Origin of the sequence: Litoreibacter ascidiaceicola, from assembly GCF_900129235.1 — a bacterium.
GTDB lineage: Bacteria > Pseudomonadota > Alphaproteobacteria > Rhodobacterales > Rhodobacteraceae > Litoreibacter > Litoreibacter ascidiaceicola.
The window spans coordinates 182786-205955 of the sequence record NZ_FQUV01000001.1 but is presented as its reverse complement, the minus strand read 5'-3'; the positions used below and the strand labels follow the sequence as shown (position 1 = coordinate 205955).

The 23170-nt window shown below is 60.7% G+C and carries 25 protein-coding genes; 19 read left to right on the top strand and 6 right to left on the bottom strand.

Going from position 1 to position 23170, the window contains the following annotated elements; all coding sequences use genetic code 11:
* The first annotated feature begins 6 nt into the window (after positions 1 to 6).
* The 19 genes from mltG (at position 7) to cysE (ending at position 17089) form a co-directional block, all read left to right on the top strand.
* Entirely contained in the window at positions 7 to 1164 is a 1158-nt protein-coding gene (gene mltG / locus BUB72_RS00930) for an endolytic transglycosylase MltG (RefSeq protein WP_073139085.1), read from the top strand.
* A 500-nt stretch (positions 1165 to 1664) separates the two neighbouring features.
* Entirely contained in the window at positions 1665 to 2993 is a 1329-nt protein-coding gene (locus tag BUB72_RS00925) for a DNA-packaging protein (protein ID WP_073140424.1), read from the top strand.
* 159 nt (positions 2994 to 3152) lie between these two features.
* The gene (locus tag BUB72_RS00920; protein WP_073139082.1) at positions 3153 to 4334 is read left to right on the top strand and encodes a phage portal protein; all 1182 of its coding nucleotides are present in this window, start codon (positions 3153 to 3155) and stop codon (positions 4332 to 4334) included.
* On the top strand, positions 4334 to 4594 hold the full coding sequence (locus BUB72_RS00915; protein ID WP_073139079.1) for a GTA head formation protein, RCAP_rcc01685 family: 261 nt from the start codon (positions 4334 to 4336) through the stop codon (positions 4592 to 4594). The genes BUB72_RS00920 and BUB72_RS00915 overlap by 1 nt, the downstream gene beginning before the upstream one ends.
* A 20-nt stretch (positions 4595 to 4614) precedes the next feature.
* Positions 4615 to 5178: an HK97 family phage prohead protease gene (locus tag BUB72_RS00910; RefSeq protein WP_083588541.1), complete on the top strand. Its 564-nt coding sequence runs from the start codon at positions 4615 to 4617 to the stop codon at positions 5176 to 5178.
* Positions 5179 to 5209: 31 nt separating this feature from the next.
* A complete protein-coding gene (locus tag BUB72_RS00905; protein WP_073139071.1) occupies positions 5210 to 6412 on the top strand; it encodes a phage major capsid protein in 1203 nt (400 codons plus the stop codon).
* Positions 6413 to 6487: 75 nt separating this feature from the next.
* Positions 6488 to 7087 carry a head-tail connector protein gene (locus BUB72_RS00900; RefSeq protein ID WP_342742134.1) on the top strand — a complete coding sequence of 200 codons (600 nt, stop codon included), beginning with the start codon at positions 6488 to 6490 and terminating at the stop codon, positions 7085 to 7087.
* The gene (locus tag BUB72_RS00895; protein WP_073139063.1) at positions 7084 to 7419 is read left to right on the top strand and encodes a phage head closure protein; all 336 of its coding nucleotides are present in this window, start codon (positions 7084 to 7086) and stop codon (positions 7417 to 7419) included. Before BUB72_RS00900 ends, BUB72_RS00895 begins: the two co-directional genes overlap by 4 nt.
* Complete coding sequence (locus tag BUB72_RS00890; protein ID WP_073139060.1) at positions 7416 to 7826, top strand: DUF3168 domain-containing protein; 411 nt, start codon at positions 7416 to 7418, stop codon at positions 7824 to 7826. Before BUB72_RS00895 ends, BUB72_RS00890 begins: the two co-directional genes overlap by 4 nt.
* A 122-nt stretch (positions 7827 to 7948) precedes the next feature.
* Positions 7949 to 8383, top strand: coding sequence for a phage major tail protein, TP901-1 family (locus tag BUB72_RS00885; RefSeq protein WP_073139056.1), 435 nt, complete (start codon positions 7949 to 7951; stop codon positions 8381 to 8383).
* Positions 8383 to 8700 (top strand): gene transfer agent family protein, encoded by a 318-nt coding sequence (locus BUB72_RS00880; RefSeq protein ID WP_073139052.1) that lies wholly within the window; start codon positions 8383 to 8385, stop codon positions 8698 to 8700. The genes BUB72_RS00885 and BUB72_RS00880 overlap by 1 nt, the downstream gene beginning before the upstream one ends.
* Positions 8697 to 8888, top strand: coding sequence for a phage tail assembly chaperone (locus BUB72_RS00875; protein WP_073139049.1), 192 nt, complete (start codon positions 8697 to 8699; stop codon positions 8886 to 8888). The genes BUB72_RS00880 and BUB72_RS00875 overlap by 4 nt, the downstream gene beginning before the upstream one ends.
* The gene (locus BUB72_RS00870) at positions 8888 to 9550 is read left to right on the top strand and encodes a phage tail tape measure protein (protein ID WP_073139046.1); all 663 of its coding nucleotides are present in this window, start codon (positions 8888 to 8890) and stop codon (positions 9548 to 9550) included. The genes BUB72_RS00875 and BUB72_RS00870 overlap by 1 nt, the downstream gene beginning before the upstream one ends.
* A 19-nt stretch (positions 9551 to 9569) precedes the next feature.
* Entirely contained in the window at positions 9570 to 10202 is a 633-nt protein-coding gene (locus BUB72_RS00865) for a DUF2460 domain-containing protein (RefSeq protein ID WP_073139043.1), read from the top strand.
* Positions 10199 to 11074, top strand: coding sequence for a DUF2163 domain-containing protein (locus BUB72_RS00860; RefSeq protein ID WP_073139040.1), 876 nt, complete (start codon positions 10199 to 10201; stop codon positions 11072 to 11074). Before BUB72_RS00865 ends, BUB72_RS00860 begins: the two co-directional genes overlap by 4 nt.
* Positions 11071 to 11517, top strand: coding sequence for an NlpC/P60 family protein (locus BUB72_RS00855; protein WP_073139037.1), 447 nt, complete (start codon positions 11071 to 11073; stop codon positions 11515 to 11517). The genes BUB72_RS00860 and BUB72_RS00855 overlap by 4 nt, the downstream gene beginning before the upstream one ends.
* Positions 11517 to 15470: a baseplate multidomain protein megatron gene (locus tag BUB72_RS00850; RefSeq protein WP_073139033.1), complete on the top strand. Its 3954-nt coding sequence runs from the start codon at positions 11517 to 11519 to the stop codon at positions 15468 to 15470. The genes BUB72_RS00855 and BUB72_RS00850 overlap by 1 nt, the downstream gene beginning before the upstream one ends.
* Positions 15463 to 16173: a DUF2793 domain-containing protein gene (locus BUB72_RS00845; RefSeq protein ID WP_073139030.1), complete on the top strand. Its 711-nt coding sequence runs from the start codon at positions 15463 to 15465 to the stop codon at positions 16171 to 16173. The genes BUB72_RS00850 and BUB72_RS00845 overlap by 8 nt, the downstream gene beginning before the upstream one ends.
* Positions 16174 to 16279: 106 nt before the next feature.
* Positions 16280 to 17089, top strand: a complete 810-nt coding sequence (cysE, locus tag BUB72_RS00840) for a serine O-acetyltransferase (RefSeq protein ID WP_073139026.1) — start codon at positions 16280 to 16282, stop codon at positions 17087 to 17089.
* Between the two features lie 52 nt (positions 17090 to 17141).
* On the opposite strand, the gene BUB72_RS00835 is transcribed toward cysE, so the two are convergent.
* The 6 genes from BUB72_RS00835 to BUB72_RS00810 form a co-directional block, all read right to left on the bottom strand.
* Positions 17142 to 18446, bottom strand: coding sequence for a pyruvate dehydrogenase complex dihydrolipoamide acetyltransferase (locus BUB72_RS00835; protein ID WP_073139023.1), 1305 nt, complete (start codon positions 18444 to 18446; stop codon positions 17142 to 17144).
* 12 nt (positions 18447 to 18458) lie between these two features.
* Positions 18459 to 19832, bottom strand: coding sequence for a pyruvate dehydrogenase complex E1 component subunit beta (locus BUB72_RS00830; protein WP_073139020.1), 1374 nt, complete (start codon positions 19830 to 19832; stop codon positions 18459 to 18461).
* Positions 19833 to 19835: 3 nt separating this feature from the next.
* Positions 19836 to 20837 (bottom strand): pyruvate dehydrogenase (acetyl-transferring) E1 component subunit alpha, encoded by a 1002-nt coding sequence (pdhA, locus tag BUB72_RS00825; protein ID WP_073139016.1) that lies wholly within the window; start codon positions 20835 to 20837, stop codon positions 19836 to 19838.
* A gap of 161 nt (positions 20838 to 20998) precedes the next feature.
* Complete coding sequence (locus tag BUB72_RS00820; protein WP_245814696.1) at positions 20999 to 21238, bottom strand: FtsB family cell division protein; 240 nt, start codon at positions 21236 to 21238, stop codon at positions 20999 to 21001.
* Between the two features lie 179 nt (positions 21239 to 21417).
* Positions 21418 to 22311, bottom strand: coding sequence for a fructose bisphosphate aldolase (locus BUB72_RS00815; RefSeq protein WP_073139010.1), 894 nt, complete (start codon positions 22309 to 22311; stop codon positions 21418 to 21420).
* An 85-nt stretch (positions 22312 to 22396) separates the two neighbouring features.
* Positions 22397 to 23167, bottom strand: a complete 771-nt coding sequence (locus tag BUB72_RS00810; protein WP_073139006.1) for an SDR family NAD(P)-dependent oxidoreductase — start codon at positions 23165 to 23167, stop codon at positions 22397 to 22399.
* Positions 23168 to 23170: the final 3 nt, after the last annotated feature.

Sequence of the window (23170 nt, the reverse complement as noted above, 5' to 3'; positions counted from 1 at the left end):
CCGCTCATGTGGAAATCCATCGCCTCGAATTTTCTGACGCTGTTCATCCTGCTGCTGGTCGCCGCTGGCGCCTTGGTGGGCTGGGGACAGTCGCAATATACCAAAGCGGGACCGCTGGAGGACGCGATTTGTGTGCGTGTGCCTTTGGGCGGCTCGATGGCTTTGGTCTCACGCGATCTTGAAGCCAAGGGGGCCGTTTCGAACGGGCGCATCTTCCGGATTGGTGCGGACTATGCAGACAAATCGCAACAGCTGAAAGCGGGCAGCTTTCTGGTGCCTGCGGGCGCGTCGATGCAAGAGATCGTGGATGTTGTGACCCGTGGCGGACAGAACACTTGCGGGACGGAAGTGGTGTACCGCGTTGGCGTGACCTCGCGCAGTGCTGTGGTGCGGGAGCTGGACCCTACAACGAACGAATATATCGAGACGGCGAAGTTTACGCCCGGCGTGGACGAGGTTCCCCAGGTCTATGTGGAAGCGCGGGACGACCGTGATGTGCGCTACCGTGTGGCGGTGGCCGAAGGGGTGACCAGCTGGCAAGTCGCCGACAGCCTGCGCGCGCTGGATGTGATGGAAGGCGAGATCGAGGCAACGCCCGCTGAGGGCAGCCTTGCACCGGACAGCTACGAGATCAAACCGGGCGCGGATCGTGCCGAGTTGATTGCGAAGATGCAGGCGGCGCAGGAGAAAATTCTGGCCGAGGCTTGGGAAGCGCGCGACCCGTCGGTGCCATTGGAGACGCCGGAGGAAGCGTTGATTCTGGCCTCTATCATCGAGAAAGAGACCGGCGTGGCCGAAGAACGGCGTCAGGTGGCCAGCGTGTTCACCAACCGTTTGCGCCAAGGCATGAAGCTGCAAACCGACCCTGCGGTGATCTATGGGATTACCCGTGGCGAGGGCGTGCTGGGGCGTGGTCTGCGCCGATCTGAACTGGACCGCGAGACGCCGTATAACACGTATGCCATTCCGGGCCTGACCCCGACGCCGATTGCCAACCCCGGCCGTCTGGCGATCGAGGCTGCGCTGAACCCTGACGACACGCCATATATTTTCTTTGTGGCGGACGGTACGGGGGGACATGCGTTCGCTGTGACCATTCAGGAGCACAACGAGAATGTTGCCAAATGGCGCAAGATCGAAGCGGAGCGGAACGCCAACAACTAGGGCGCTAACCCTTTGTTAATGAACAGCGTTCGCAGCTTTTGCGCGGGCGCAATTTCTTGACATTCGGGCTTTGATGAGGGATAAGACCTCTCAAGACGGAACAAGTGAGAAAGCGGCTCGGGTCACCATGACCCTTGGCCGCTTTTTTCGTTTTCCGACCCCAGACCAAGCCTTTCCGCCACCGGTGCGGAAGGTAGGAGGCCGCATGACAGAGACCCCCGATCAAACCGGTTTGCCGGACCTATCGGTGACGAAAATAGTAGACGAGATTTTGGAGGACCTGACGGCGATGGCGCATGACCTGACCACAGATGTCAGGCGGGAATGGCGACGTGCGCGCACCGACCGTTCGGTTCCTCCCGAGCTGAGAAACAAGCTGAAGCACGAACTTCAGACCCTGTTGAACATGAGTAGAGACGCGGAAGGGAAATTAGATGAACACCGCAGAAAGCGTGCCGGACGAGCGGGAGAGTTCGCCGTCGACCTTGGGGCAGCCCGGATTGAGATCAGGCGCCGCCTTGATCGCATCCAAGCCGGACGAGATCCGCGAGGCCTTTCTTGACGGGTTGAGCGACGAGGAGGCCTCGGCGCTGCCGTTCCTGTTCGACTTCTGGGCGCATCCGCATCAACTGCCGCCTGCGGGCGACTGGCGGTCCTGGGTGATCATGGGCGGGCGTGGCGCGGGCAAAACCCGTGCAGGGGCCGAATGGGTGCGCATGATGGTCGAGGGCGACATGCCCGGCGATCCGGGCCGTGCGCGACGTGTGGCGCTGGTGGGTGAGACCTTTGACCAAGTGCGCGACGTGATGATTTTTGGCGATAGCGGGATACTGGCGTGCTCTCCGCCCGATCGTCGGCCTGAATGGCAGGCAACGCGGCGGCGGCTGGTCTGGCCCAATGGCGCGATTGCGGAGGCGCATAGCGCGTCGTCGCCGGAGCATATGCGCGGACCGCAGTTTGACGCGGCTTGGGTGGATGAATTGGCGAAATGGACCAAGGCGCGGGAGGCGTATGACCAGCTGCAATTCGCGCTGCGTCTGGGGGACCGTCCGCAGCAGGTGATTACGACCACGCCGCGCAATGTGACGGTGCTGAAACAGATACTGGATGCGGGGTCGACGGTGGTGACCCATGCGCCGACGGAGGCCAACAAGGATAACCTTGCGGCGTCGTTCCTTGAGGAAGTCCGCAGCCGCTATGGCAACACGCGGATGGGGCGTCAGGAGTTGGACGGCATTTTGTTGGACGATCTGGACGGTGCCTTGTGGAGCGCGTCGATGCTGGAGGATTTGCGGGTGCCGGAGTTACCGGCGTTCGAGCGGGTGGTGGTCGCGGTGGACCCTGCGGTGACGTCGAAGAAGGCGTCTGACGCGTGCGGGATCGTGGTGGCTGGCTTGGTGCGATCCGGCAAGGACTGGGAGGCCGTGGTGATCGAGGACGCGACCGTGGAGGGGGCGTCGCCGACCGGCTGGGCGCATGCTGTCTTGGCGGCTTACGAGCGGCACGGGGCGGAGCGTGTGGTGGCGGAAGTGAACCAAGGGGGCGATCTGGTGGAGACGTTGATCCATCAGCTGGACCCGTTGGTGCCGTACCGGTCGGTCCATGCGTCGCGGGGCAAGGCGGCGCGGGCGGAGCCTGTGGCGGCTTTGTATGAACAGGGTCGTGTGAAGCATTACGGCGCGTTGGGGCCTTTGGAGGACCAGATGTGCCAGATGACGGTAACGGGCTTTCAAGGCTCTGGCTCGCCGGACCGTGTGGACGCGTTGGTCTGGGCGTTGACGGAACTGATGGGGGCGGCGGCCCCGCAAGCGCGGATACGCACGCTTTAGAGCACCGTACGGTGGTGTAAGGTGATGTTAGGGGCAGTGCGCTAGATTGCCCTTAACGACGCGATGAAGGGGTTTCTACCCTGATGCGACAGACAATTGAGGCCCCCATGGATTGCACCACGGGGGCCTTTTCTTTTTGGGACGAACAGGAGCCGGATGATGGTGTTTGACTTTTTGCGGCGTAGCCAGACTGAAGTGGGGCGGGCGGAGGTGCCGGAGGTGAAAGCCTCGGCCACGGGCAAAGTGCTGGCTTATGGCGGGCGCGGCATTGCTTGGAGCCCACGAGACACGCCGTCGCTGACGCGGTCCGGCTTTGCGTCGAACCCTGTCGGGTTCCGGTCGGTGAAGATGATCGCGGAGGCGGCGGCGGCGTTGCCACTGGTGTTGCAGGACGGGGCGCAGCGCTATGACACGCACCCCGTTCTGGGTCTGATGTCGCGGCCCAATCAAGCGCAGGGCCGCGCGGAGATGCTGGAAGCGCTCTATGGCCAGCTGCTGCTGTCGGGGAACGGGTATCTGGAGGCCGTGGGTCTAGGCGACGGCGTTCCGGTGGAGCTGCATGTGCTGCGCTCGGACCGGATGAGCTTGGTTCCCGGCGCGGATGGCTGGCCTGCGGCGTATGAATACGCAGTGGGCGGGCGCAAGCATCGCTTTGACATGACGGGAGAGCTGGCCCCGATCTGCCATATCCGCAGCTTCCATCCGCAGGACGATCATTACGGGTTCTCGCCCTTGCAAGCGGCGGCGACGGCGATTGACGTGCATAACAGCGCCTCGCGGTGGTCCAAGGCTTTGTTGGACAACGCGGCGCGGCCTTCGGGGGCGATTGTCTACAAGGGCGGTGATGGCCAGCAAGCGATGACCAATGACCAGTTCGAGCGGTTGCAGGTCGAGATGGAAGCGCACCATCAGGGCGCGCGGAATGCGGGGCGGCCGATGTTGCTGGAGGGTGGTCTGGACTGGAAGCCGATGGGGTTCTCGCCCTCGGACATGGAGTTTCAGAAGACCAAGGAAGCCGCGGCGCGCGAGATTGCGCAGGCCTTCGGGGTGCCGCCGATGCTGCTGGGGATTCCCGGCGATGCGACCTATGCGAATTACGCGGAAGCGAACCGTGCCTTCTATCGCCTGACGGTGTTGCCGATGGCGGGCAAGGTGCTGGGGGCGGTATCGCACTGGCTGGGGGAGTTGTCCGGCGAGGCGGTGACGCTGTCGGCTGATCTGGACCAGATCCCCGCTTTGGGCGTGGAGCGCGAAGCGCAGTGGAAGCGGGTGGCGAACGCGGACTTCCTGAGTGCGGCTGAGAAGCGCGTGCTGCTGGGGCTGCCTGCGGAGGCAAGCTGATGGAGGACAAGGACCGCCCGCATAAGGGCGGCGGATCGCGCTATCTCTACGAGCCGTTTCAAAGCGGCGTCGAGGTGGCCCCATTGCTGAAGCTGGAAGCGCTGGAGCGGGTGCAGGCGGAACGCTGGACCGCGCTGGACTACCGGCTGGGGCAGATCGAGACGCGATTGGAACGTCTGGACAGGCGGGTCTGGCTGACGATTTTCGGGGTGGCTGCGGCTGTTCTCAAGGAAACTGTGACCGGTGTTTTTCTGCCGTGACTGAACAAGGAAATACTATGATGTCAGACTATTACGGGCCGGAGCTGGAGCACAAGTTTTGCCAGATCGGGGATCAGGTGGAGCTTGGCGCTGATGCCACGATCTCGGGCTATGCCTCGCTGTTTGGCGAAGTGGATCAGGGCGGCGATGTGGTGACCAAGGGGGCCTATGGCGGCTCGCTAGAGCGGCTGAAAGTTAGTGGCACCAAGGTCAAGCTGCTGTGGCAGCATGACCCCGCCCAGCCGATTGGCGTCTGGGACGAAGTGCGCGAGGACGCGCGGGGCTTGTACGTCAAGGGGCGGCTGCTGACCGAGACGCGGCAGGGCTTCGAGGCCGCCGCGCTGATCGAGGCCGGCGCGATTGACGGGCTGTCCATCGGATACCGGACGGTGAAGGCCGAACGGGATGCCAAAGGCCGGAGGCACTTGGCAGAGCTGGAGTTGTGGGAGGTGTCCTTGGTGACCTTCCCGATGCTTCAAAAGGCGCGGGTGGGGGCGAAGGCCCGCGACCTCGCGTTGAATACTTCGGCGCAGGATCTGGCGGGCGTCTTCCGCACCTTGCGCCACACGCTCAGCGAAGGCTGAGCACCAAACGTAGCAACATGCAGGACATGACATGACCAAACCCGAGACAAAGTCCCGGGCCGGAGGGCGTCTGCCCGATGGCAACGCTCCGGCTTTTGATCTGGCCGAGGAGATGGCCGGATTTATGAATGATTTCGGCCAGTTTCAGGCCGACGTTAAATCCCGACTTCAAACACAGGAAGACCGTATGACCCATCTGGATCGCAAGAATTTCGCCCGTGCGGCACGCCCCGCATTGTCCACCGCTGTCGAGGCAGAGGTGCCTCACCAGAAGGCCTTTCAAGCCTATCTACGAAGTGGCGATGACGATGGTCTGCGCGGCCTGCAAGTCGAGGTCAAAGGGCTGACCACCGCCGTGGCCGCCGATGGCGGCTATCTGGTGGACCCGCAGACATCGGACACGGTGGCGACGGTGCTGAAATCCTCGGCCTCGCTGCGTGCGATTGCCAATGTGGTGAATGTCGAGGCGACATCCTACGACGTGCTGGTGGACCACACCGAGCTGGGCTTTGGCTGGGCCACGGAAGCAGCGGCGACCGAGACGGAAACGCCACAGTTCGACCGCATCTCCATCCCGCTGCACGAGCTGTCGGCGCTGCCGAAAGCATCACAACGCTTGCTGGATGACGCGGCGTTTGACGTGGAAGGCTGGCTGGCTGGTCGCATTGCGGACAAGTTCGCGGCAGCAGAGGCGGAAGCGTTCATCAAGGGTGACGGGGTGGATAAGCCCAAAGGCTTCCTGACGCATACTTCCGTGGATGACGCCTTCTGGACTTGGGGCAACATTGGCTACATCGCGACGGGCGTGGATGGCGATTTTGCCTCCGGCACACCGGCGGAGAGCATTGTGGACTTGGTGTATTCGCTGGGGGCACGTTACCGTGCCAACGCGGCGTTCGTGATGAATTCCAAGACGGCGGGGGCCGTGCGCAAGATGAAGGACGCGGACGGGCGCTTCTTGTGGTCGGACGGTCTGGCGGCGGGCGAGCCTGCGCGACTGATGGGCTATCCGGTGCTGATCGGCGAGGACATGCCGGATATCGCATCGGGTGCCACGGCGATTGCGTTCGGTGACTTCACCAAGGGCTACACTGTCGCGGAGCGTCCGGACCTGCGCATCCTGCGTGACCCGTTCTCGGCCAAGCCGCATGTGCTGTTCTATGCGACCAAGCGCGTGGGCGGCGATGTGTCGGACTTTGCTGCGATCAAGCTGCTGAAGTTCGCAGTTTCTTGAGCGGGTGGGTCGGGCGTGGAGCATCCCGCCCGACCCCCATTCCCTGATTTTTGAAACAGACCCGTTTGGAGATGGATGATGGAGCTGGTTGATCTGACCACCACCCCCGCCGAGGCTTTGCCCTTGGACGCGTTCAAGGCGCATTTACGGCTAGGGTCGGGCTTTGCCGACGCGAGCCTGCAAGACGAGGTGCTGGGCGGGTATCTCCGTGCGGCGTTGGCTGCGATCGAAGCCCGCACCGGCAAGATATTGTTCGAGCGGGTTCTGCAATGGCGCCGGACACGGTGGGCAGCCTACGGGCATCAACCGCTGCCGGCGGCGCCTGTGACTGCGATTGCCAGCGTAGCCCTGCGCGGTGCGGATGGCGTGGTGAGTGAGGTGGCGGAAGAGCTGTATGGGTTGGAACGCGACACGCACCGCCCGCGCTTGTTCGCTTTGGGCCGCAGCCTGCCTGCGATTGCGGAAGGTGGCGAAGGTGTTGTGACGTTTACGGCGGGCTTTGGCCCGAGCTGGGACGACATTCCAGCCGACCTGCAACAGGCGGTGCAGCTACTGGGCGCGTATTATTACGAGCACCGTGACGATTTGAGCGGCCCCGATGGCGTGATGCCGTTCGGCGTTGTGTCGCTGTTGGAGCCGTACCGCAACATTCGTGTGTTGGGTGCCCGCGCATGAGCGTGGAGTTGAACAGACGCCTGACGCTGGAACATGCGGTCCGCGTCGCGGACGGGGCGGGCGGCTACACCGAAGCCTGGGTTGCTTTGGGCAATATGTGGGCGCGGGTAAAGGCGGGGTCCGGCCGCGAGCGGTTCGGGGCAGGGGTGACGGTGTCGACGGTGCCTTACCGGATCGTTGTACGCGGTGCGCCTGTTGGCTCGGAGGCGCGGCCCAAGCCGGAGCAGCGGTTTCGGGAAGGGGCGCGGGTCTTCCGGATTGTCGGCGTGGCGGAGTACGACACGGACGCCCGCTATCTGACTTGCTTTGCCACAGAGGAGGTCGCGGGATGACCTATGCAGTTTCAGCCTCCTTGCAGGCGGCAGTGTATGGCGCGTTGGCGGGCGATACGGAGTTGAGCGCGCTGGTCGGTGGCGCAGTGTTTGACGCGGAGCCTGCGGGCAGCTTGCCGGATTTATACGTGACCTTGGGGCCGGAGAATGTGCGGGCCGGATCTGACGGATCAGGTGGCGGTGCGGTCCATGAGTTCGTTATTTCCGTGGTGACGGATGCGGCGGGGTTTTCCACCGCCAAACAGGCCGGAGTTTCGGTGTGCGACGTGTTGATCGACGCGGAACTGGCGTTGGATCGCGGGCGGTTGGTGTCGTGCCGGTTTCTGAAGGCGAAGGCGGCGCGGGCGGAGCGCGGCAACGCGCGCAGGATTGATCTGACGTTTCGGGCGCGGGTGGATGACGGATGACGCCCTGTCTTTGGACTGCGCCCGAGGCGGGCGGCGGAGTTAGGTATTTTTGAAGCAATGATGGGGGCGGGTGCTCTTTGAGGCGCGCGTTAACCTTAATCAAATATGAATGGAGATGAGCCATGGGCGTGCAACGCGGCAAGGACTTATTGTTGAAAGTGGATCTGACCGGCGACGGGCAGTTCGAGACCATCGCAGGGCTTCGCGCCACGCGGATTTCGTTCAATGCGGAGCAGGTGGACGTGACCTCGATGGAGAGCGCGGGCGGCTGGCGCGAGTTGTTGGCGGGGGCTGGCGTGAAGAGTGCGGCGATCTCCGGCTCGGGTGTGTTCCGCGACGAAGGGACCGACGAACGGGCGCGGCAGATATTCTTTGACGGGGAAGTGCCACAGTTTCAGGTGATCATTCCTGATTTCGGGATCGTGGAGGGCGCGTTCCAGATCGGCTCGATCGACTATGCGGGCGCGCTGGAGGGGGAGGCGACGTATGAGATGTCGCTGGCCTCGGCGGGGGCGCTCACGTTCACGCCGATCCTTGACGCGCCGGTGGGGCCGTAATGGCAAACCCTTGGGCGGGCGAGGTCCGTTTGGTGCTGGACGGTCAGGCGCATGAGTTGCGCCTGACGCTCGGGGCGCTGGCTGAGTTGGAGGCTGATCTGGAGGGCGAAACGGTGTTGGACCTGATCGAGCGGTTCGAAGCGGGCAAGTTTTCAACGCGGGACGTACTGGCGCTGATCGTGGCAGGGCTGCGGGGTGGCGGCTGGCGTGGCGTGGCGGCGGATTTAGTGTCCTCGGAAATCGAAGGTGGCTTGCTGGAATGCACCAAACTGGCGGCGCAACTGCTGGCACGGGCCTTCACCACGCAAGGATCATGAGCGGCTTTGACTGGTCCGCCTTGCTGCGGGTTGGCGTTGCCGGCGGATTGAAACCTGCGGAGTTTTGGGCGCTGACCCCTGCGGAGCTGGTTTTGGTGCTGGGGCTGGAGGCGGTCGAGAAGCCATTGAACCGCGCCCGGCTGGCAGAGCTGGAGCGGATGTATAGCGACATGAAGGGAGCGCCGTGATGGGTGTTTTGGACGGGATTGACGGGCTGGAAGGCCGCATTGAAGGCTTGGAGTCGTCGCTGGGTGGCGCGGAAGTGGTCGTGAGCACCTTCGAGACGGAGTTGGCGGCGATGCGCTCGACCATGCTCTACACCTCTAAGGAGGTGGCGTCCTTGTCGCTGTCGATTGGTGGTGGCTTGCGTAAGGCCTTTGACGGGCTGGCGTTTGACGGGATGAAGCTGTCGGACGCTTTGAAGACCGTGGCGGAGAGCATGATCAACGCAGCGTATAACACCGCGATGCGGCCGATCCAGAACGGGTTGGGCGAGGTGATTGCCAACGGGATGAACGGGCTGGTTTCGGGGATATTGCCGTTTGAGAAGGGCGGCACGTTCAGCCAGGGCCGAGTGATGCCGTTTGCAAAGGGGGGGGTCGTCAGCTCGCCCACGAATTTTGCCATGCGTGGTGGCATGGGGCTGATGGGCGAGGCGGGGCCCGAGGCGATTATGCCATTAGCGCGCGGGCCGGATGGCAGCCTTGGCGTGCGCGCTGGCGGGGGCAGCCAGCCGGTGCAGGTGGTGATGAATATCTCCACGCCCGATGTGGCGGGGTTCCAGCGCTCGCAAAGCCAGATTGCAGCACAGATGGGCCGGGCCTTGAGCCGCGGCCAGCGCAACCGTTAATCCTAGAAAGGGCCAGTCGATGAATTTTCATGAAGTACGGTTTCCGGCGTCTTTGTCCTTTGGCTCGCTCGGGGGGCCTGAGCGGCGCACGGAAGTTGTGACCCTCGCCAACGGCTTCGAGGAGCGCAACACGCCTTGGGCGCATTCGCGCAGGCGGTATGACGCGGGCGTGGGCATGCGGTCGTTGGATGATGTGGAGGCCATGGTGGCGTTTTTCGAGGCGCGCCAAGGGCAGCTTTACGGGTTCCGGTGGAAGGACTGGTCAGACTTCCGCTCGTGCAAGGCATCTGGCGATGTGACCTTCGAGGATCAGGTGATCGGGCGTGGGAATGGCGTTCAAACGGAGTGGCCGTTGATCAAGACCTATGCGTCTGGCGGGTATGACTACGCGCGACCTGTGAAGAAGCCGGTTTCAGGGACCGTGTTGGTCGGGTTTGACGGCATCGTGCTGCAAGAGGGCGTGGATTGGGAGATTGATCTTAATACGGGTGTCGTGAGTTTTGGTGAGGCACCGGATGCAGGTGTTGAAATTACCGCCGGATACGAATTCGACGTGCCTGTGCGGTTTGCGGTGGACGCGATCCAGACGAGTGTAGCGAGCTTTCAGGCGGGTGACGTGCCGAGCGTCCCGGTCGTGGAGGTGCGCGTATGAGTTTGCAGGAGCATCTTGCGGGTGGGCTGACGACTGTATGCCGCTGCTGGGCGGTGATGCGGCGCGACGGGCGAGTGTTCGGCTTTACAGACCATGACGAAGGTCTGTCCTTTGAAGGGGTGGACTTCAAGGCTGATACAGGACTGACGGCAAGTGCGTTGCAGCAGGTCACTGGGCTCGCGGTCGACAACACTGAAGCCGTCGGAGCGCTCTCGGATGACGCGGTGACCGATGCTGATATCAACGCGGGGCGCTTTGACGGGTCGGAGGTGACGGCGTGGCTGGTGAACTGGCGCGACGTGGCGGCGCGGGAGGTGCAGTTCAAAGGCTCCATCGGGGAGTTGAAGCGGGCGGATGGCGCGTTTCATGCGGAGCTGCGCGGGCTGTCGGAGGTACTGAACACACCTGTGGGGCGGGTGTATCAGAAGCCGTGTCAGGCTGTTTTGGGGGACAAGCGCTGTTGCGTGAATTTGAGCGCCGCTGGCTACCGGACGGAAGTTGCGGTTGAGCAAGTTGAGGCGGGGCGGGTGTTCCGTTTTGCGTCCCTAGCTGGATTTGATGATCGCTGGTTCGAACGCGGACGTCTTGAAGTGCGGTCGGGGCAGGCTGACGGGCTGGTGGCGATGGTCAAAAATGACCGCATCGTGGATGGCGCGCGGGTGATCGAGCTTTGGGAAGAGTTGCGGATGCCTGTTGAGGTCGGTGATACCGTGCTGCTGGAAGCAGGGTGCGACAAGCGGATCGAGACCTGTCGTTTGAAGTTTCAGAACATCGAGAACTTTCAAGGGTTTCCGCATATTCCGGGGGAGGATTGGTTGATGACCTACCCACAGGACTCGGGCGCGAATGATGGTGGGAGCCGTTACAAATGAGTGGGGTGTCTGAACAGATCGTGCAGGAGGCGCGGGCATGGATCGGCACGCCCTATCGCCACCAAGCGAGTTGCAAGGGGGCGGGGGCGGATTGCCTTGGCCTTTTGCGCGGGGTGTGGCGGGCTGTTTATGGTGCAGAGCCTGAACACGTGCCTGCATATTCGGCAGACTGGTCAGAGCCTCAGGGCGAGGAGCGTTTGTGGGCAGCGGCGCGGCGGCGGCTGGTTGCCAAGGTGCGGGATGAGGCCGCGCTAGGCGACGTGGTGCTGTTTCGCATGCGAGAGCAGGGGGTGGCCAAGCATCTGGGGATTGCCTCGGTCTTGGGGGAAGCCCCGAAATTTATCCATGCCTATTCGGGGCATGGGGTAGTGGAGTCTCCGTTTTCGGAGCCTTGGGCACGGCGCGTCGTCGCGCGATTTGAATTTCCGAAAGCAGGTAGCTGATGGCAACGATACTTCTCTCCGCGGCAGGGGCCGCTGTTGGCGGCGTTTTGGGCAGTGGGGCGTTCGGGATTAGCTCGGTCGTGATCGGGCGGGCGATTGGCGCGACCATCGGACGTGCCATTGACCAGCGTTTGATGGGGAGTGGTTCCCAGACGGTCGAGACGGGTCGCTTGGACCGGATGCGGGTGATGGGGGCCAGCGAGGGCAGCGTCGTGCCGCGCGTTTTCGGACGGATGCGGGTGCCGGGCAACGTGATTTGGACCTCGCAGTTCAAAGAAAAAGTTACCGTTACCGAACAACGCGGTGGCAAGGGGGGCGGGCCGAAGGCGACCAGCCGGCAGTACAGCTACTGCATCTCTATTGCCGTTGCTTTGTGCGAAGGCGAAATCGCACGGGTCGGGCGGATATGGGCAGATGGGACGATTATTCGCAAATCCGACCTGAGCTTGCGGGTTTACACCGGAAGCAAGGAGCAGCAGCCCGACCCCGTGATGAGCGCCATTGAAGGGGAAGGCACCATCCCCGCTTATCGTGGTCTTGCTTATGTCGTGATTGAAGACATGGATCTGAGCGAATTTGGTAACCGAGTGCCGCAACTGACCTTCGAGGTGATCCGCCCGTCTCGTGCCGAAGGCGTGAGCGAGCCGCTGATGTCGGATATTGTCGAAGCCGTCGCATTAATGCCGGGTTCGGGAGAGTTTGCCTTGGCGACGACACCGATCTACCGCAAGGGCGCGTTGGGTGAAGAAACCGCCGCGAATGTGAACAGCGCGGAAGGCGTGCCGGATTTGGTGTCGTCGCTGGATGCTTTGACGGGGGAGCTGCCAAACTGCCGCTCTACTTCGCTGGTGGTGAGCTGGTTTGGTGATGATTTACGCGCTGGGCATTGCAAGATAACCCCGAAGGTGGAGGATAAAGCGGACGGCAACTTCTCAATCGGAAGCACGCCCGTCGGTGGGGCTGACCCATCGGTTTGGTCGGTCTCGGGCATAGCCCGTGAACAGGCCGAAGCGGTTGCACGTGTAGACGGCGCACCGATCTACGGGGGGACGCCGTCGGATGCCTCGGTCATTGAGGCGATTGCCGCGCTGAAAAATGCCGGCCAAGATGTGATGTTCTACCCGTTCATCCTGATGGACCAGGTCGAGGGAAATACGCTGCCTGATCCCTATAGCGGGGATACGGGGCAACCCGCGCTGCCGTGGCGGGGCAGGATCACGTCCGACCGAGCCGTGGGCGTTGGGGGCTCGACCGATGGCACGGCGGCGGCTTATGCCGAGGTTGCCGCGTTCATGGGGAGTGCGCAGGTTTCCGATTTCACGGTGGATGATGGCGCGGTGAGCTATAGCGGCCCCGCCGAGTATTCCTATCGCCGGTTCATCCTACACTATGCGCATCTTTGCGCGGCGTCTGGTGGTGTTGATGCGTTTTGCATCGGCTCTGAGATGCGCGGGCTTACGCAAATTCGCGATGATAGCGGGAGCTTTCCTGCGGTTGAGGCGCTGCGAGTTCTTGCAGGTGACGTGCGCGGCATTTTGGGACCGGACGTCAAGATCGGCTACGCTGCGGATTGGTCGGAATATGCCGGTTATCAACCGCAGGACGGGTCTGGTGATTTACTGTACCATCTGGACCCGCTTTGGGCAGATGACGAGATCGATTTCGTGGGCATCGACAATTACATGCCCATCGCGGACTGGCGGGACGGCGATGCGCATTTGGATGCGAAGGCCGGCTCGATTTATGATCTGGATTACCTGCGCGCCAATATTCGCGGGGGTGAGGGGTATGATTGGTACTACCGCGACGACGAGGAGCGGGCCCTACAGATACGAACACCAATTGAAGATGGCGCCCACGGGGAGCCATGGGTGTATCGCTACAAAGATCTATGGAACTGGTGGGGGCAAGCGCATCATGACCGCGTTGGCGGCATGCGCTCCTCGGTGTCGAGCGCTTGGGAACCGCAGTCCAAACCCATCTGGTTTACCGAAATGGGATGTGCTGCGATTGACAAGGGGCCGAACCAGCCCAACAAGTTCCTTGATCCGAAGTCGAGCGAGAGCGCTATCCCGTATTTTTCCAAGGGTAAGCGGGACGACTACGTCCAGATGCAGTACCTGCGCGCCTACTACGGGTTCTTCGGGTCCACAGACAATAACCCCATAAGCCCCATTTATGATGGGCCCATGGTCGACATGTCGCGGGCTTTCGTATGGGCGTGGGATGCAAGACCATGGCCGGACTTTCCAAGCAACCTGTCCGTTTGGAGCGACGGTCAAAACCACGTGACGGGACATTGGCTTACGGGCCGCACGTCGGTGATGCCACTCGCGCATGTGGTGGGAGAGCTTTGCGAGAGTGTCGGGCTGTCGGAATATAACGCGAGCGATTTGCACGGGGTAGTGCGCGGTTTCAGTGTTGCCGAGTTCGACACGCCGCGCTCGGCCTTGCAGCCCTTGATGATCGCGCTGGGGTTCGATGCAATCGAGCGCGGTGGCAAGGTGGTATTCCAAGCACGCAAAGAGGCCAACAAGCAGACGGTGGACGCGTCTGAGTTCGTTGTTGACGGACAAGAAGCGGTGCTTGAACAGGTGCGTGCGCCTGAGGCCGAAACCGTAGGCGAGGTGCGCCTTGGATATGTCGAGGCCGAGGGGGAGTTTGTGGCGCGTGTTTCGGATGCGAGGTTCCCCCATGATGGCAATGCGGACGTGACGCAAAACGAGTTGCCGCTGGCCTTGACCGACGCCGAGGCAACCACGATTGCAGAGCGGTGGTTGTCGGAGGCGCGTGTTGCGCGCGACGGGGTGAGCTTTTCTTTACCACCGTCACGCAGTGACCTGCGCGCTGGCGATTTGGCTGAGCTGACTGATGCCCGTGGAGACCAGACGCTGTACCGCGTCGACCGCGTGGAGGATCGGGGCGCTCGTCGGATTGAAGCCGTGCGGGTAGAGCGGCAGATATACACGCCCAGCGAAGCGGTCGAAAGCGTCGGAGAGGTGCGCCCGTTCTCGGTGCCGGTGCCAGTATCGGCCCAGTTTATGGACCTTCCACTGCTTAAAGGGGACGAGGTTGCCCACGCGCCTTATGTTGCCGCATCTGCACGACCTTGGCCAGGCGGGGTTGCTGTTTACAGTTCGTCTGAGGATAGCGGTTACGCGTTGAATACAGTGATAGAGACCCCTGCGCGCATGGGCGTATTGGCCACTTCGCTCGGGCGTGCGGAGGGTGGCTTGTGGCAACGAGGAGAGCCGTTGCGGGTCACCATGTCCGGAGCTTCGCTCAACTCCGTGTCGCGGGACGCAGTGTTGAACGGGGCGAATGTCGCTGCCATCGGCGATGGGTCGTCGGAGCGCTGGGAAATCATCCAGTTCGCGTCAGCAAATCTTGTGGCAGCAAATACATATGACCTTTCCGACCTGTTGCGCGGACAAGCAGGCAGCGACGGGCTGACGCCTGATAGCTGGCCAGTGGGGAGCCGCTTTGTGATGCTTGACGGTGGTCCGGCACAGATCGGCATGGAACTATCATCACGCGAATTGGCGCGGCATTACCGGATCGGGCCGTCTCTGCGGCCCTATGACGATCCGTCATTTCGATATTATGTCGAAGCATTTCAGGGTGTTGGACTTCGACCCTATGCGCCGGCGCATCTCAAATCCCGCAGGTTTGGCGCTGATCTAGAGGTGAGTTGGATACGCAGAACGCGGGTCGATGGCGACAGCTGGGCCTCTGTCGAGGTTCCGCTCGGCGAAGAGGCGGAAAGATACGTGGTGCGTGTGTCTCAAGGTGGCAGCGTTGTGCGGGAGACAGAAGTCGGAACGCCGATTTGGACCTATGCCAGCGCTGCACAAACAGCAGACGGCCTGACCGGCCCTTACAACATCGAAGTGGCGCAGGTGTCCTTGCGCTTCGGACCGGGACTTTATTCAAGGATCGAAATCAATGGCTGATACAGCAACCCTAAAACTTCCCTTGCTTGCGGCATCGCAGGCCCAGAAACATGTCACGGTGAACGAGGCGCTCGCCCGCATTGATGCGGCGTTGCAATTGAGCGTGGTCAGCCGATCCTTGGCGACGCCACCGGCAATCGTGGAGGAGGGCACGTGTTATCTTGTGCCCCTTGGGGGTGTGAATGCCTGGGATGGTGAGGATGGAAAACTGGCGTTCTATCTGAATGGTGGCTGGGATTTCCTGACACCCTTGTCCGGTTGGCGGCTATATGTCAGCGATGAAGCCGTGAGCGTTAGTTTTGACGGCACAGAATGGCTCGACAATGTATTGTCGTCATCGCCCTTTGGTGCGGCCATGCGGGCGGAGACAGTGGAGTTCGATTTCGACCTGAGCGCGGGGACGACTGCATTGACCGGCTTTGTTATTCCTCAAGGATCGGTGGTTCTGGCGGTTACAGGATTGGTTGTTACAGCAATCACGGGAACGTTGAGCGATTGGTCGTTAGGGGTTGATGTCTCGGACACACGATACGGGTCGGGCTACGGGATCGGTACAGGGTCGTGGGTGCGCGGACTGACGAGCCAACCGCAAGCCTACTATAGCAACACCCAGTTGAAGTTAACGGCGAATGGTGGGGATTTTGCGGCAGGTACGATACGGCTGTCAGTGCACCTGCTGCGGTTCGATGTTCCGCGAGCATAACTGACGGTGATTGGAGTTATCACGCTTTTGCGCGTGACAGGGGTTTGGAATTGCCAGATTTTACCTATGTGGTGTAAGTATACGGGAACACCCGAAAGGAAAAGTGATGGCACATTCCAACCCCAAACTGGCGGAGATCGATCCGGTCTGGGCTCAGATCACAGAAGAAGCGCGTGCGGCCATTGCTGCTGAGCCACTTCTGGGCGGTTTGATCCACGGCTCATTGCTACATCATGAGAAGCTTGAATCGGCCTTAGCCTACCGCTTTTCACAAAAGCTGGCTTCACCGGAAATGTCCGAGCAAATCTTGCGCGAGATTACGGATGAGGCCTATGCTGCGGACCCATGGCTGGGCGAGGCTGCGCGGGCGGATATTGTCGCGGTGTTCGACCGTGATCCGGCCTGTGATCGCTTCTTGCAGCCAGTGCTGTTCTTCAAAGGATTTCAGGCGATCCAAGCGTATCGCATTGGTCACTGGCTTTGGAACCAGGGCCGCAAGGACATGTCCTATTTCGTGCAAATGCGGACGTCTGAAGCATTTGGGGTGGATATCCATCCTGCAGCGCGGATCGGCAAAGGCATCATGATTGACCACGCCCACTCGATCGTCATTGGCGAGACGGCGGTTGTGGGCGACAACGTCTCGATGCTGCACTCGGTCACGCTGGGCGGGACGGGTAAAGAGCATGATGATCGTCATCCGAAAATTGAAAACGGTGTGCTGATAGGTGCCGGTGCGAAGGTGTTGGGTAACATCACCGTGGGCTACTGCTCTCGCGTGGCGGCAGGGTCTGTTGTGCTGGAAGCGGTGCCTCCGATGAAGACTGTGGCGGGGGTTCCTGCCAAGATCGTCGGCGAAGCCGGTTGCACTCATCCTTCAATCTCTATGGATCAAATGATTGGCACAAAGGGCTGATACAAAAGATTAAATCTTAAAAGGCCGGATCAAACGATCCGGCCTTTTTTTGTTATGCAAGCATGCCCATCGGGTTTTCAAGATTGTCCTTGATCGCATTGAGCAGGTTGGCCCCGAGCGCCCCGTCGATCACACGATGATCGACGCTGAGCGTCGTGGACATCACTGTCGCGACCTTCAACTCACCGTCTTCACCAACAACGGGTTTCTTGGCTCCGGCACCAACTGCCAGAATTGCGGCGTGAGGCGGGTTGATGATGGCGTCGAAATTGTCGATGCCGAACATGCCTAGGTTCGAGATCGCGAAGCTGCCGCCCATATATTCATGCGGGGCCAGTTTGCGGTCACGGGAACGCGCAGCAAGGTCTTTCATCTCGGTCGATAGCGCTGACAGCGACTTCATCTCGGCGTCTTTCAACACCGGTGTGAACAGCCCGCCCTCAATGGCTACGGCGACTGCAACGTCCGATGGTTTCAGGCTTAGCGTACGGTCACCCGCCCAAACAGCGTTCGCATCCGGTACTTGCTGCAACGCCAGCGCGCAGGCTTTGATGATGAAGTCGTTAACGGACAGTTTGATGCCCCGTGGCTCCAGCGTTTTGTTCAAAGTGGAGCGGAATTTGAGCAGCGCATCCAGTTGGATGTCGCGGCGCAGGTAGAAATGCGGCACCGATTGCTTGGCCTCTGTCAGACGTGCGGCAATGGTTTTGCGCATGCCGTCCAGCGGCTGTTCTTCGTATTCGCGGCCTTCGTACATCTTGCGCACTTGGTCGGTTGTCGGTCCTGCGGCCATTGCGGCACCCGCGGGCGCTGCCGAAGACGCAGCGGGCGCTGCTGTATCGGCTTTCTTGGGGGCAGCGGTCGCACCTTCCACGTCGGCTTTGACGATGCGGCCCTTGGGGCCGGAGCCTTTGACATCTGCAAGATCAATGCCCTTATCCGCCGCGATGCGACGCGCCAGAGGTGATGCGAAAACGCGATCACCATCTGCGCGAGCAGGGGCCGCGGGGGAAGATTTTTCGACAGGAGCATCCTGCTTTGCATCTTCTGGTGCAGCTTTGGGCTCTTCTTTCGGGGTGGACGAGGACGCTTTGCCGATGTCATCGGCGCTTTCGCCATCTTCCAGCAGCACAGCGATGGGCGTGTTCACCTTCACGCCGTCAGTGCCTTCCGCGATGAGGATCTTGCCGACTACGCCCTCATCCACGGCTTCGAACTCCATGGTCGCCTTGTCGGTTTCGATTTCGGCCATGATGTCGCCGGAGTTGACGGTGTCGCCTTCCTTCACCAGCCATTTGGCCAATGTGCCCTCTTCCATCGTGGGCGAGAGCGCGGGCATGAGAATTTCGATTGGCATGATCTACGCTCCTTAACGGTAGGTGACAGCTTTGACGGCGTCGATGACCTCTTTGGTCGTCGTCAGCGCCAGCTTTTCGAGGTTCGCGGCATACGGCATAGGCACGTCCTTGCCGGTACAATTGATAACGGGGGCGTCGAGGTAGTCGAACGCTTCCTGCATCAGGACCGAGCTGATGTAACTGCCGATAGAACAGACGGGGAAGCCTTCCTCCACGGTCACGCAACGGTTGGTCTTCTTGACGCTTTCAATGATCGCACCAGTGTCCATCGGGCGCAGCGTGCGCAGATCCAGAACTTCGGCGTTGATCCCGTCTTCTGCCAACTTATCAGCGGCTTCCAAGGCGTACTTCATGCCAATTCCGAAACTGACGATGGTGACATCCGTTCCCTCGCGCCAAATTTTGGCTTTGCCCAACGGCACGGTGTAATCGTCCATCACAGGCACATCGAAGGACTGGCCGTAGAGGATTTCGTTTTCGAGGAAGACGACAGGATTCGGGTCGCGAATGGCGGATTTCAACAACCCTTTCGCGTCGGCTGCCGAGTAGGGCATGACCACTTTCAAACCTGGGATTTGGGAATACCAGGCGGCGTAATCGTGGGAGTGTTGTGCACCAACGCGCGCAGCAGCCCCGTTCGGGCCACGGAACACAATCGGGCACCCCATCTGGCCACCGGACATGTAGAGCGTCTTGGCCGCCGAGTTGATGATATGGTCAATCGCCTGCATGGCGAAGTTGAAGGTCATAAACTCCACGATCGGGTTTAGACCACCGAACGCAGCGCCGACACCGATACCGGCAAAGCCGTGCTCGGTGATGGGGGTGTCGATAACCCGCTTGGCGCCGAACTCGTCCAGCAACCCTTGGGAGATTTTGTAAGCGCCTTGGTACTCGGCCACTTCTTCGCCCATCAGGAACACGTCTTCGCTGCGGCGCATTTCCTCGGCCATGGCGTCGCGCAAGGCTTCGCGGACCGTGGTGGGTTTCATTTCGGTGCCTTCGGGGATGTCCATTTCGGCGGGAACAACCACCGTAACAGGCGCACCGGGGTTGGCGGACATTGGCTCGTCGATCGGGGCTTTGTCCTCGTCATCGTCAGACCCACCACCAGAAGACGCCTCAACGTCGTCGGCGCTTTCGCCTTCCTCGACCAGAATGGCGATGGCGGTGTTCACTTTGACGCCTTCGGTGCCTTCCGCGATCAGAATTTTGCCGATGATGCCTTCGTCGACGGCTTCAAATTCCATCGTGGCTTTGTCGGTTTCTATTTCAGCCATAATGTCGCCGGAGGAGACAGTGTCGCCTTCCTTCACGAGCCATTTGGCAAGGGTGCCTTCTTCCATGGTGGGCGAGAGGGCGGGCATTAGAATTTCGGTCGCCATGTCTTAAGCCTCCGCTTCCATATAGATGTCTGTGTAAAGCTCGTCCAAGCTGGGCTCCGGGCTTTCTTTGGAGAATTCGGCGGCCTCGTTCACGATGCCTTTGATTTCCTTGTCGATGGCCTTCAGGTCCTCGTCAGTCGCGTGCTTGCCCGTCAGCAAAATGTCGCGGACTTGTTCGATGCAATCCCGCTCGTCGCGCATTTTCTGCACTTCTTCGCGGGTCCGGTATTTCGCAGGGTCGGACATGGAGTGGCCGCGATACCGGTATGTTTTCACTTCCAGAATATACGGGCCCTTGCCTGCGCGGCAGTGCGCCACGGCCTTCTCGGAGGCTTCCTTGACCGCCAACACGTCCATGCCGTCGACCGCTTCGCCCTTGACGCCGAAGGCAGCACCACGGGTGTAGATGTCGGGGGAGGAAGTGGAGCGGGCCATCGCGGTGCCCATGGCATATTGGTTGTTTTCGATCACGAAGATCACCGGCAGGTCCCACAGGGCCGCCATGTTGAACGTCTCGTAAACCTGACCTTGGTTCGCGGCGCCGTCGCCGAAATAGGTAAACGTCACATTGTCGTTGCCACGATACTTGTCGGAGAAGGCGAGGCCCGCACCCAGCGGTACTTGCGCTGCCACGATGCCGTGGCCGCCGTAGAAATGCTTCTCCTTGGAGAACATGTGCATGGATCCGCCCTTGCCCTTGGAATAGCCGCCTTCACGGCCGGTCAGTTCGGCCATGACGCCTTTGGGGTCCATGCCGCAGGCCAGCATGTGGCCGTGGTCACGATAGGATGTGATGCGCTTGTCGCCGTCCTTGGTGGCCGCTTCCAAGCCCACAACCACGGCCTCTTGGCCAATGTAGAGGTGGCAGAAACCGCCGATCAGGCCCATGCCATAGAGCTGGCCCGCTTTTTCTTCAAAACGACGGATCAAAAGCATGTCGCGGTAGTAGCTGAGAAGCTCTTCCTTCGAGACATTCGCTTTCTTGGTGGTTTTCTTGGCGGCCATGCTGGCAATCCTCCCAAAAATCTTAGCGCAAAAGGGTATAGTTTAACGTTAAACTATCTTTTACCAGAGCTTTTCAGAAAGATCACCCCCGTTTAGGTGCCGCATGGTAACTTTTACCATGGACGCGCAGGGGAACCATAAAAATGAGGAATTATATCGGGTTAGCGCAACAGGATTTCGTCGGACCGCATCAGGCCAAGCGTTGCGCGGGCCTGCATGTCGAGCAGATCGAGGTCGAGGTAATTGTCGGAGAGTCGCCGCGTCTTGTTGCGCATGTCGGCCACTTGGGCTTCCAATGCGTCCAACTCGCTGCGTAGGGTTTCAATCTCGGACTCGACTTGCACACGCCGGAAAATCCCGTAGTCGCCTTGCACCGCTGCAAATACGAAATACGCCCCCATGAGGAAGAAGGCCGAAAAGATCAGCAGGGGCGTGATGCCAAAGGTGGTGCGCGAATTGGTCAATGTAAACCTCGGGATGCGCCTCTTTGCGGACGCTGCCCGATATGAATCGCACATGTGATTCGGTTTGTGAATCCCCTAAATTGCTAAATCAGCATTTTTATTAGGGTTTTTGCCGATTATCCCGCCACAGACGCCTGATAAATGCTGTCGATGGTTGCTGCGATCAGCTCGTTGAACTCGGCGTCGGTTTGCTGCGCCGATAACCCTTCGGTCAACGCGCGAGAGAAGCTGGCAATCACACCCGTGTTTTTGGACAGGCGGGCGTTGGCCTCGGCGCGGGAATAGCCGCCCGAAAGCGCGACAACGCGCATCACGCGGGGATGGTTGACCAGCGGATGATACAGGTTCGCGACCTCTGGAAGGGTCAGTTTCAGCATCACGTTTTTGCCCTCGGGCAGGGCATCCAATTGCTTTGTCAGTTCCACCAGCAGGATCGCCTCGGCGTCGGCCTTGTCAGCGATGGTGATGTTTATTTCCGGCTCGATAATCGGCACCAGACCGTGGCCCATGATCTGGCGACCCAGATCGAACTGCTGCGCCACGTTGGCCGCGATGCCGGAGGCCGACGCTGCGTTGATGACCGAGCGCATTTTCGTCCCGAACATGCCCTTTTCCACCCCGCGTTTCAGCAACGCATCCAGACCGTCGATATGTTTCATCAACTGGACGCCATCGGCTTCGGCTTCCAGACCTTTGTCGATTTTCAGGAACGGGACGACGCCACTGTCTTCCCAGATGAACTTGCCGGAGGGGACACCGTCCATCTCGCGGTCCATTGTCTTCTCAAACAGGATCGCGCCGATGACCTTGTCGCCGTTAAAGGCCGGAGCCTTCACGATGCGGGTGCGCATCTGATGGATCTGGTCGAACATTTCGTCGTCGTTGGCGTAGGCGTCTTCGGTGACGCCATATTGGCGCAATGCTTTCGGGGTCGAGCCGCCGCTCTGGTCCAGCGCGGCGATGAAGCCGTTGCCGTTGCGGATTTGTTCGAGTTGTTCGGAGTTCGACATGATGGGCCTCGCCTTGGATACGCTAAGTTGCGCAATCTCTAGGCGAGGGGCCGTGCGGTTGCAATCACGGTTGCGCTAACGGCGCTCAGGAGCGCACGTAAAACTGCGCGACAATCCATGTGAGAAGCCCGCGCGGGGTAAAGCGGGGCAGCACAGCGAAGACCTTGTTGATAAATCCCGGCACGATCACCCGCTTGCCGCGCATCATACCGGACCAACCCGCCTCGGCCACGTCTTCGGCGGTCATCATCAGGCCCAGTTTCAGTAACCTGACGTCTTTCATGTCGGCATCTTCGAAAAACTCGGTTTTGGTCGCACCGGGGCACAAGGCGGTGACGGTGATATCACTCCCTGCCAGTTCCTGCGCGACCGCCTCGGACAGCGACAGCACGTAAGATTTGCTGGCGTGATACACTGCCATCTGAGGGCCGGGCATAAACGCGCCTGTGGAGGACACGTTGAGGATTTTGCCGCCGCCGTGATGTCCCATGTGCTGCACGCCCGCCTTCATCAGCTGGGTCAGCGCGATCATGTTGACCTGTGCTGTGGCCTCTTCGCGGGCGGTGTCGGTTTCGGCGAAAGGCCCGTTGATGCCAAGCCCCGCATTGTTCACCAGCACGTCGATCTGGCCGATTTGCGTGGCCTTGGCCCAAAGCTTTTTCGCTCCGTCCGCCGCATTCAAATCTGCAATTACCACATGAACATCGCGTCCGATCTGGCGCAGCTCGCCTGCAAGCGCTTCCAATTTGTCTTCCGAACGCGCGCTCAGGATCAGGTCGCGCCCGTCTTGTGCGGCGCGATGGGCGATGGCTTTGCCAATCCCCTCGGAAGCTCCGGTGATCAGCACAAAGCCCATAGT

Coding starts and splice junctions, on each gene's coding strand:
- mltG (WP_073139085.1), top strand. CDS start 7: ATGTGGAAATCCATCGCCTCGAATTTTCTGACGCTGTTCATCCTGCTG.
- BUB72_RS00920 (WP_073139082.1), top strand. CDS start 3,153: ATGGTGTTTGACTTTTTGCGGCGTAGCCAGACTGAAGTGGGGCGGGCG.
- BUB72_RS00915 (WP_073139079.1), top strand. CDS start 4,334: ATGGAGGACAAGGACCGCCCGCATAAGGGCGGCGGATCGCGCTATCTC.
- BUB72_RS00910 (WP_083588541.1), top strand. CDS start 4,615: ATGTCAGACTATTACGGGCCGGAGCTGGAGCACAAGTTTTGCCAGATC.
- BUB72_RS00905 (WP_073139071.1), top strand. CDS start 5,210: ATGACCAAACCCGAGACAAAGTCCCGGGCCGGAGGGCGTCTGCCCGAT.
- BUB72_RS00900 (WP_342742134.1), top strand. CDS start 6,488: ATGATGGAGCTGGTTGATCTGACCACCACCCCCGCCGAGGCTTTGCCC.
- BUB72_RS00895 (WP_073139063.1), top strand. CDS start 7,084: ATGAGCGTGGAGTTGAACAGACGCCTGACGCTGGAACATGCGGTCCGC.
- BUB72_RS00890 (WP_073139060.1), top strand. CDS start 7,416: ATGACCTATGCAGTTTCAGCCTCCTTGCAGGCGGCAGTGTATGGCGCG.
- BUB72_RS00885 (WP_073139056.1), top strand. CDS start 7,949: ATGGGCGTGCAACGCGGCAAGGACTTATTGTTGAAAGTGGATCTGACC.
- BUB72_RS00880 (WP_073139052.1), top strand. CDS start 8,383: ATGGCAAACCCTTGGGCGGGCGAGGTCCGTTTGGTGCTGGACGGTCAG.
- BUB72_RS00875 (WP_073139049.1), top strand. CDS start 8,697: ATGAGCGGCTTTGACTGGTCCGCCTTGCTGCGGGTTGGCGTTGCCGGC.
- BUB72_RS00870 (WP_073139046.1), top strand. CDS start 8,888: ATGGGTGTTTTGGACGGGATTGACGGGCTGGAAGGCCGCATTGAAGGC.
- BUB72_RS00865 (WP_073139043.1), top strand. CDS start 9,570: ATGAATTTTCATGAAGTACGGTTTCCGGCGTCTTTGTCCTTTGGCTCG.
- BUB72_RS00860 (WP_073139040.1), top strand. CDS start 10,199: ATGAGTTTGCAGGAGCATCTTGCGGGTGGGCTGACGACTGTATGCCGC.
- BUB72_RS00855 (WP_073139037.1), top strand. CDS start 11,071: ATGAGTGGGGTGTCTGAACAGATCGTGCAGGAGGCGCGGGCATGGATC.
- BUB72_RS00850 (WP_073139033.1), top strand. CDS start 11,517: ATGGCAACGATACTTCTCTCCGCGGCAGGGGCCGCTGTTGGCGGCGTT.
- BUB72_RS00845 (WP_073139030.1), top strand. CDS start 15,463: ATGGCTGATACAGCAACCCTAAAACTTCCCTTGCTTGCGGCATCGCAG.
- cysE (WP_073139026.1), top strand. CDS start 16,280: ATGGCACATTCCAACCCCAAACTGGCGGAGATCGATCCGGTCTGGGCT.
- BUB72_RS00835 (WP_073139023.1), bottom strand. CDS start 18,446: ATGCCAATCGAAATTCTCATGCCCGCGCTCTCGCCCACGATGGAAGAG.
- BUB72_RS00830 (WP_073139020.1), bottom strand. CDS start 19,832: ATGGCGACCGAAATTCTAATGCCCGCCCTCTCGCCCACCATGGAAGAA.
- pdhA (WP_073139016.1), bottom strand. CDS start 20,837: ATGGCCGCCAAGAAAACCACCAAGAAAGCGAATGTCTCGAAGGAAGAG.
- BUB72_RS00820 (WP_245814696.1), bottom strand. CDS start 21,238: ATGGGGGCGTATTTCGTATTTGCAGCGGTGCAAGGCGACTACGGGATT.
- BUB72_RS00815 (WP_073139010.1), bottom strand. CDS start 22,311: ATGTCGAACTCCGAACAACTCGAACAAATCCGCAACGGCAACGGCTTC.
- BUB72_RS00810 (WP_073139006.1), bottom strand. CDS start 23,167: ATGGGCTTTGTGCTGATCACCGGAGCTTCCGAGGGGATTGGCAAAGCC.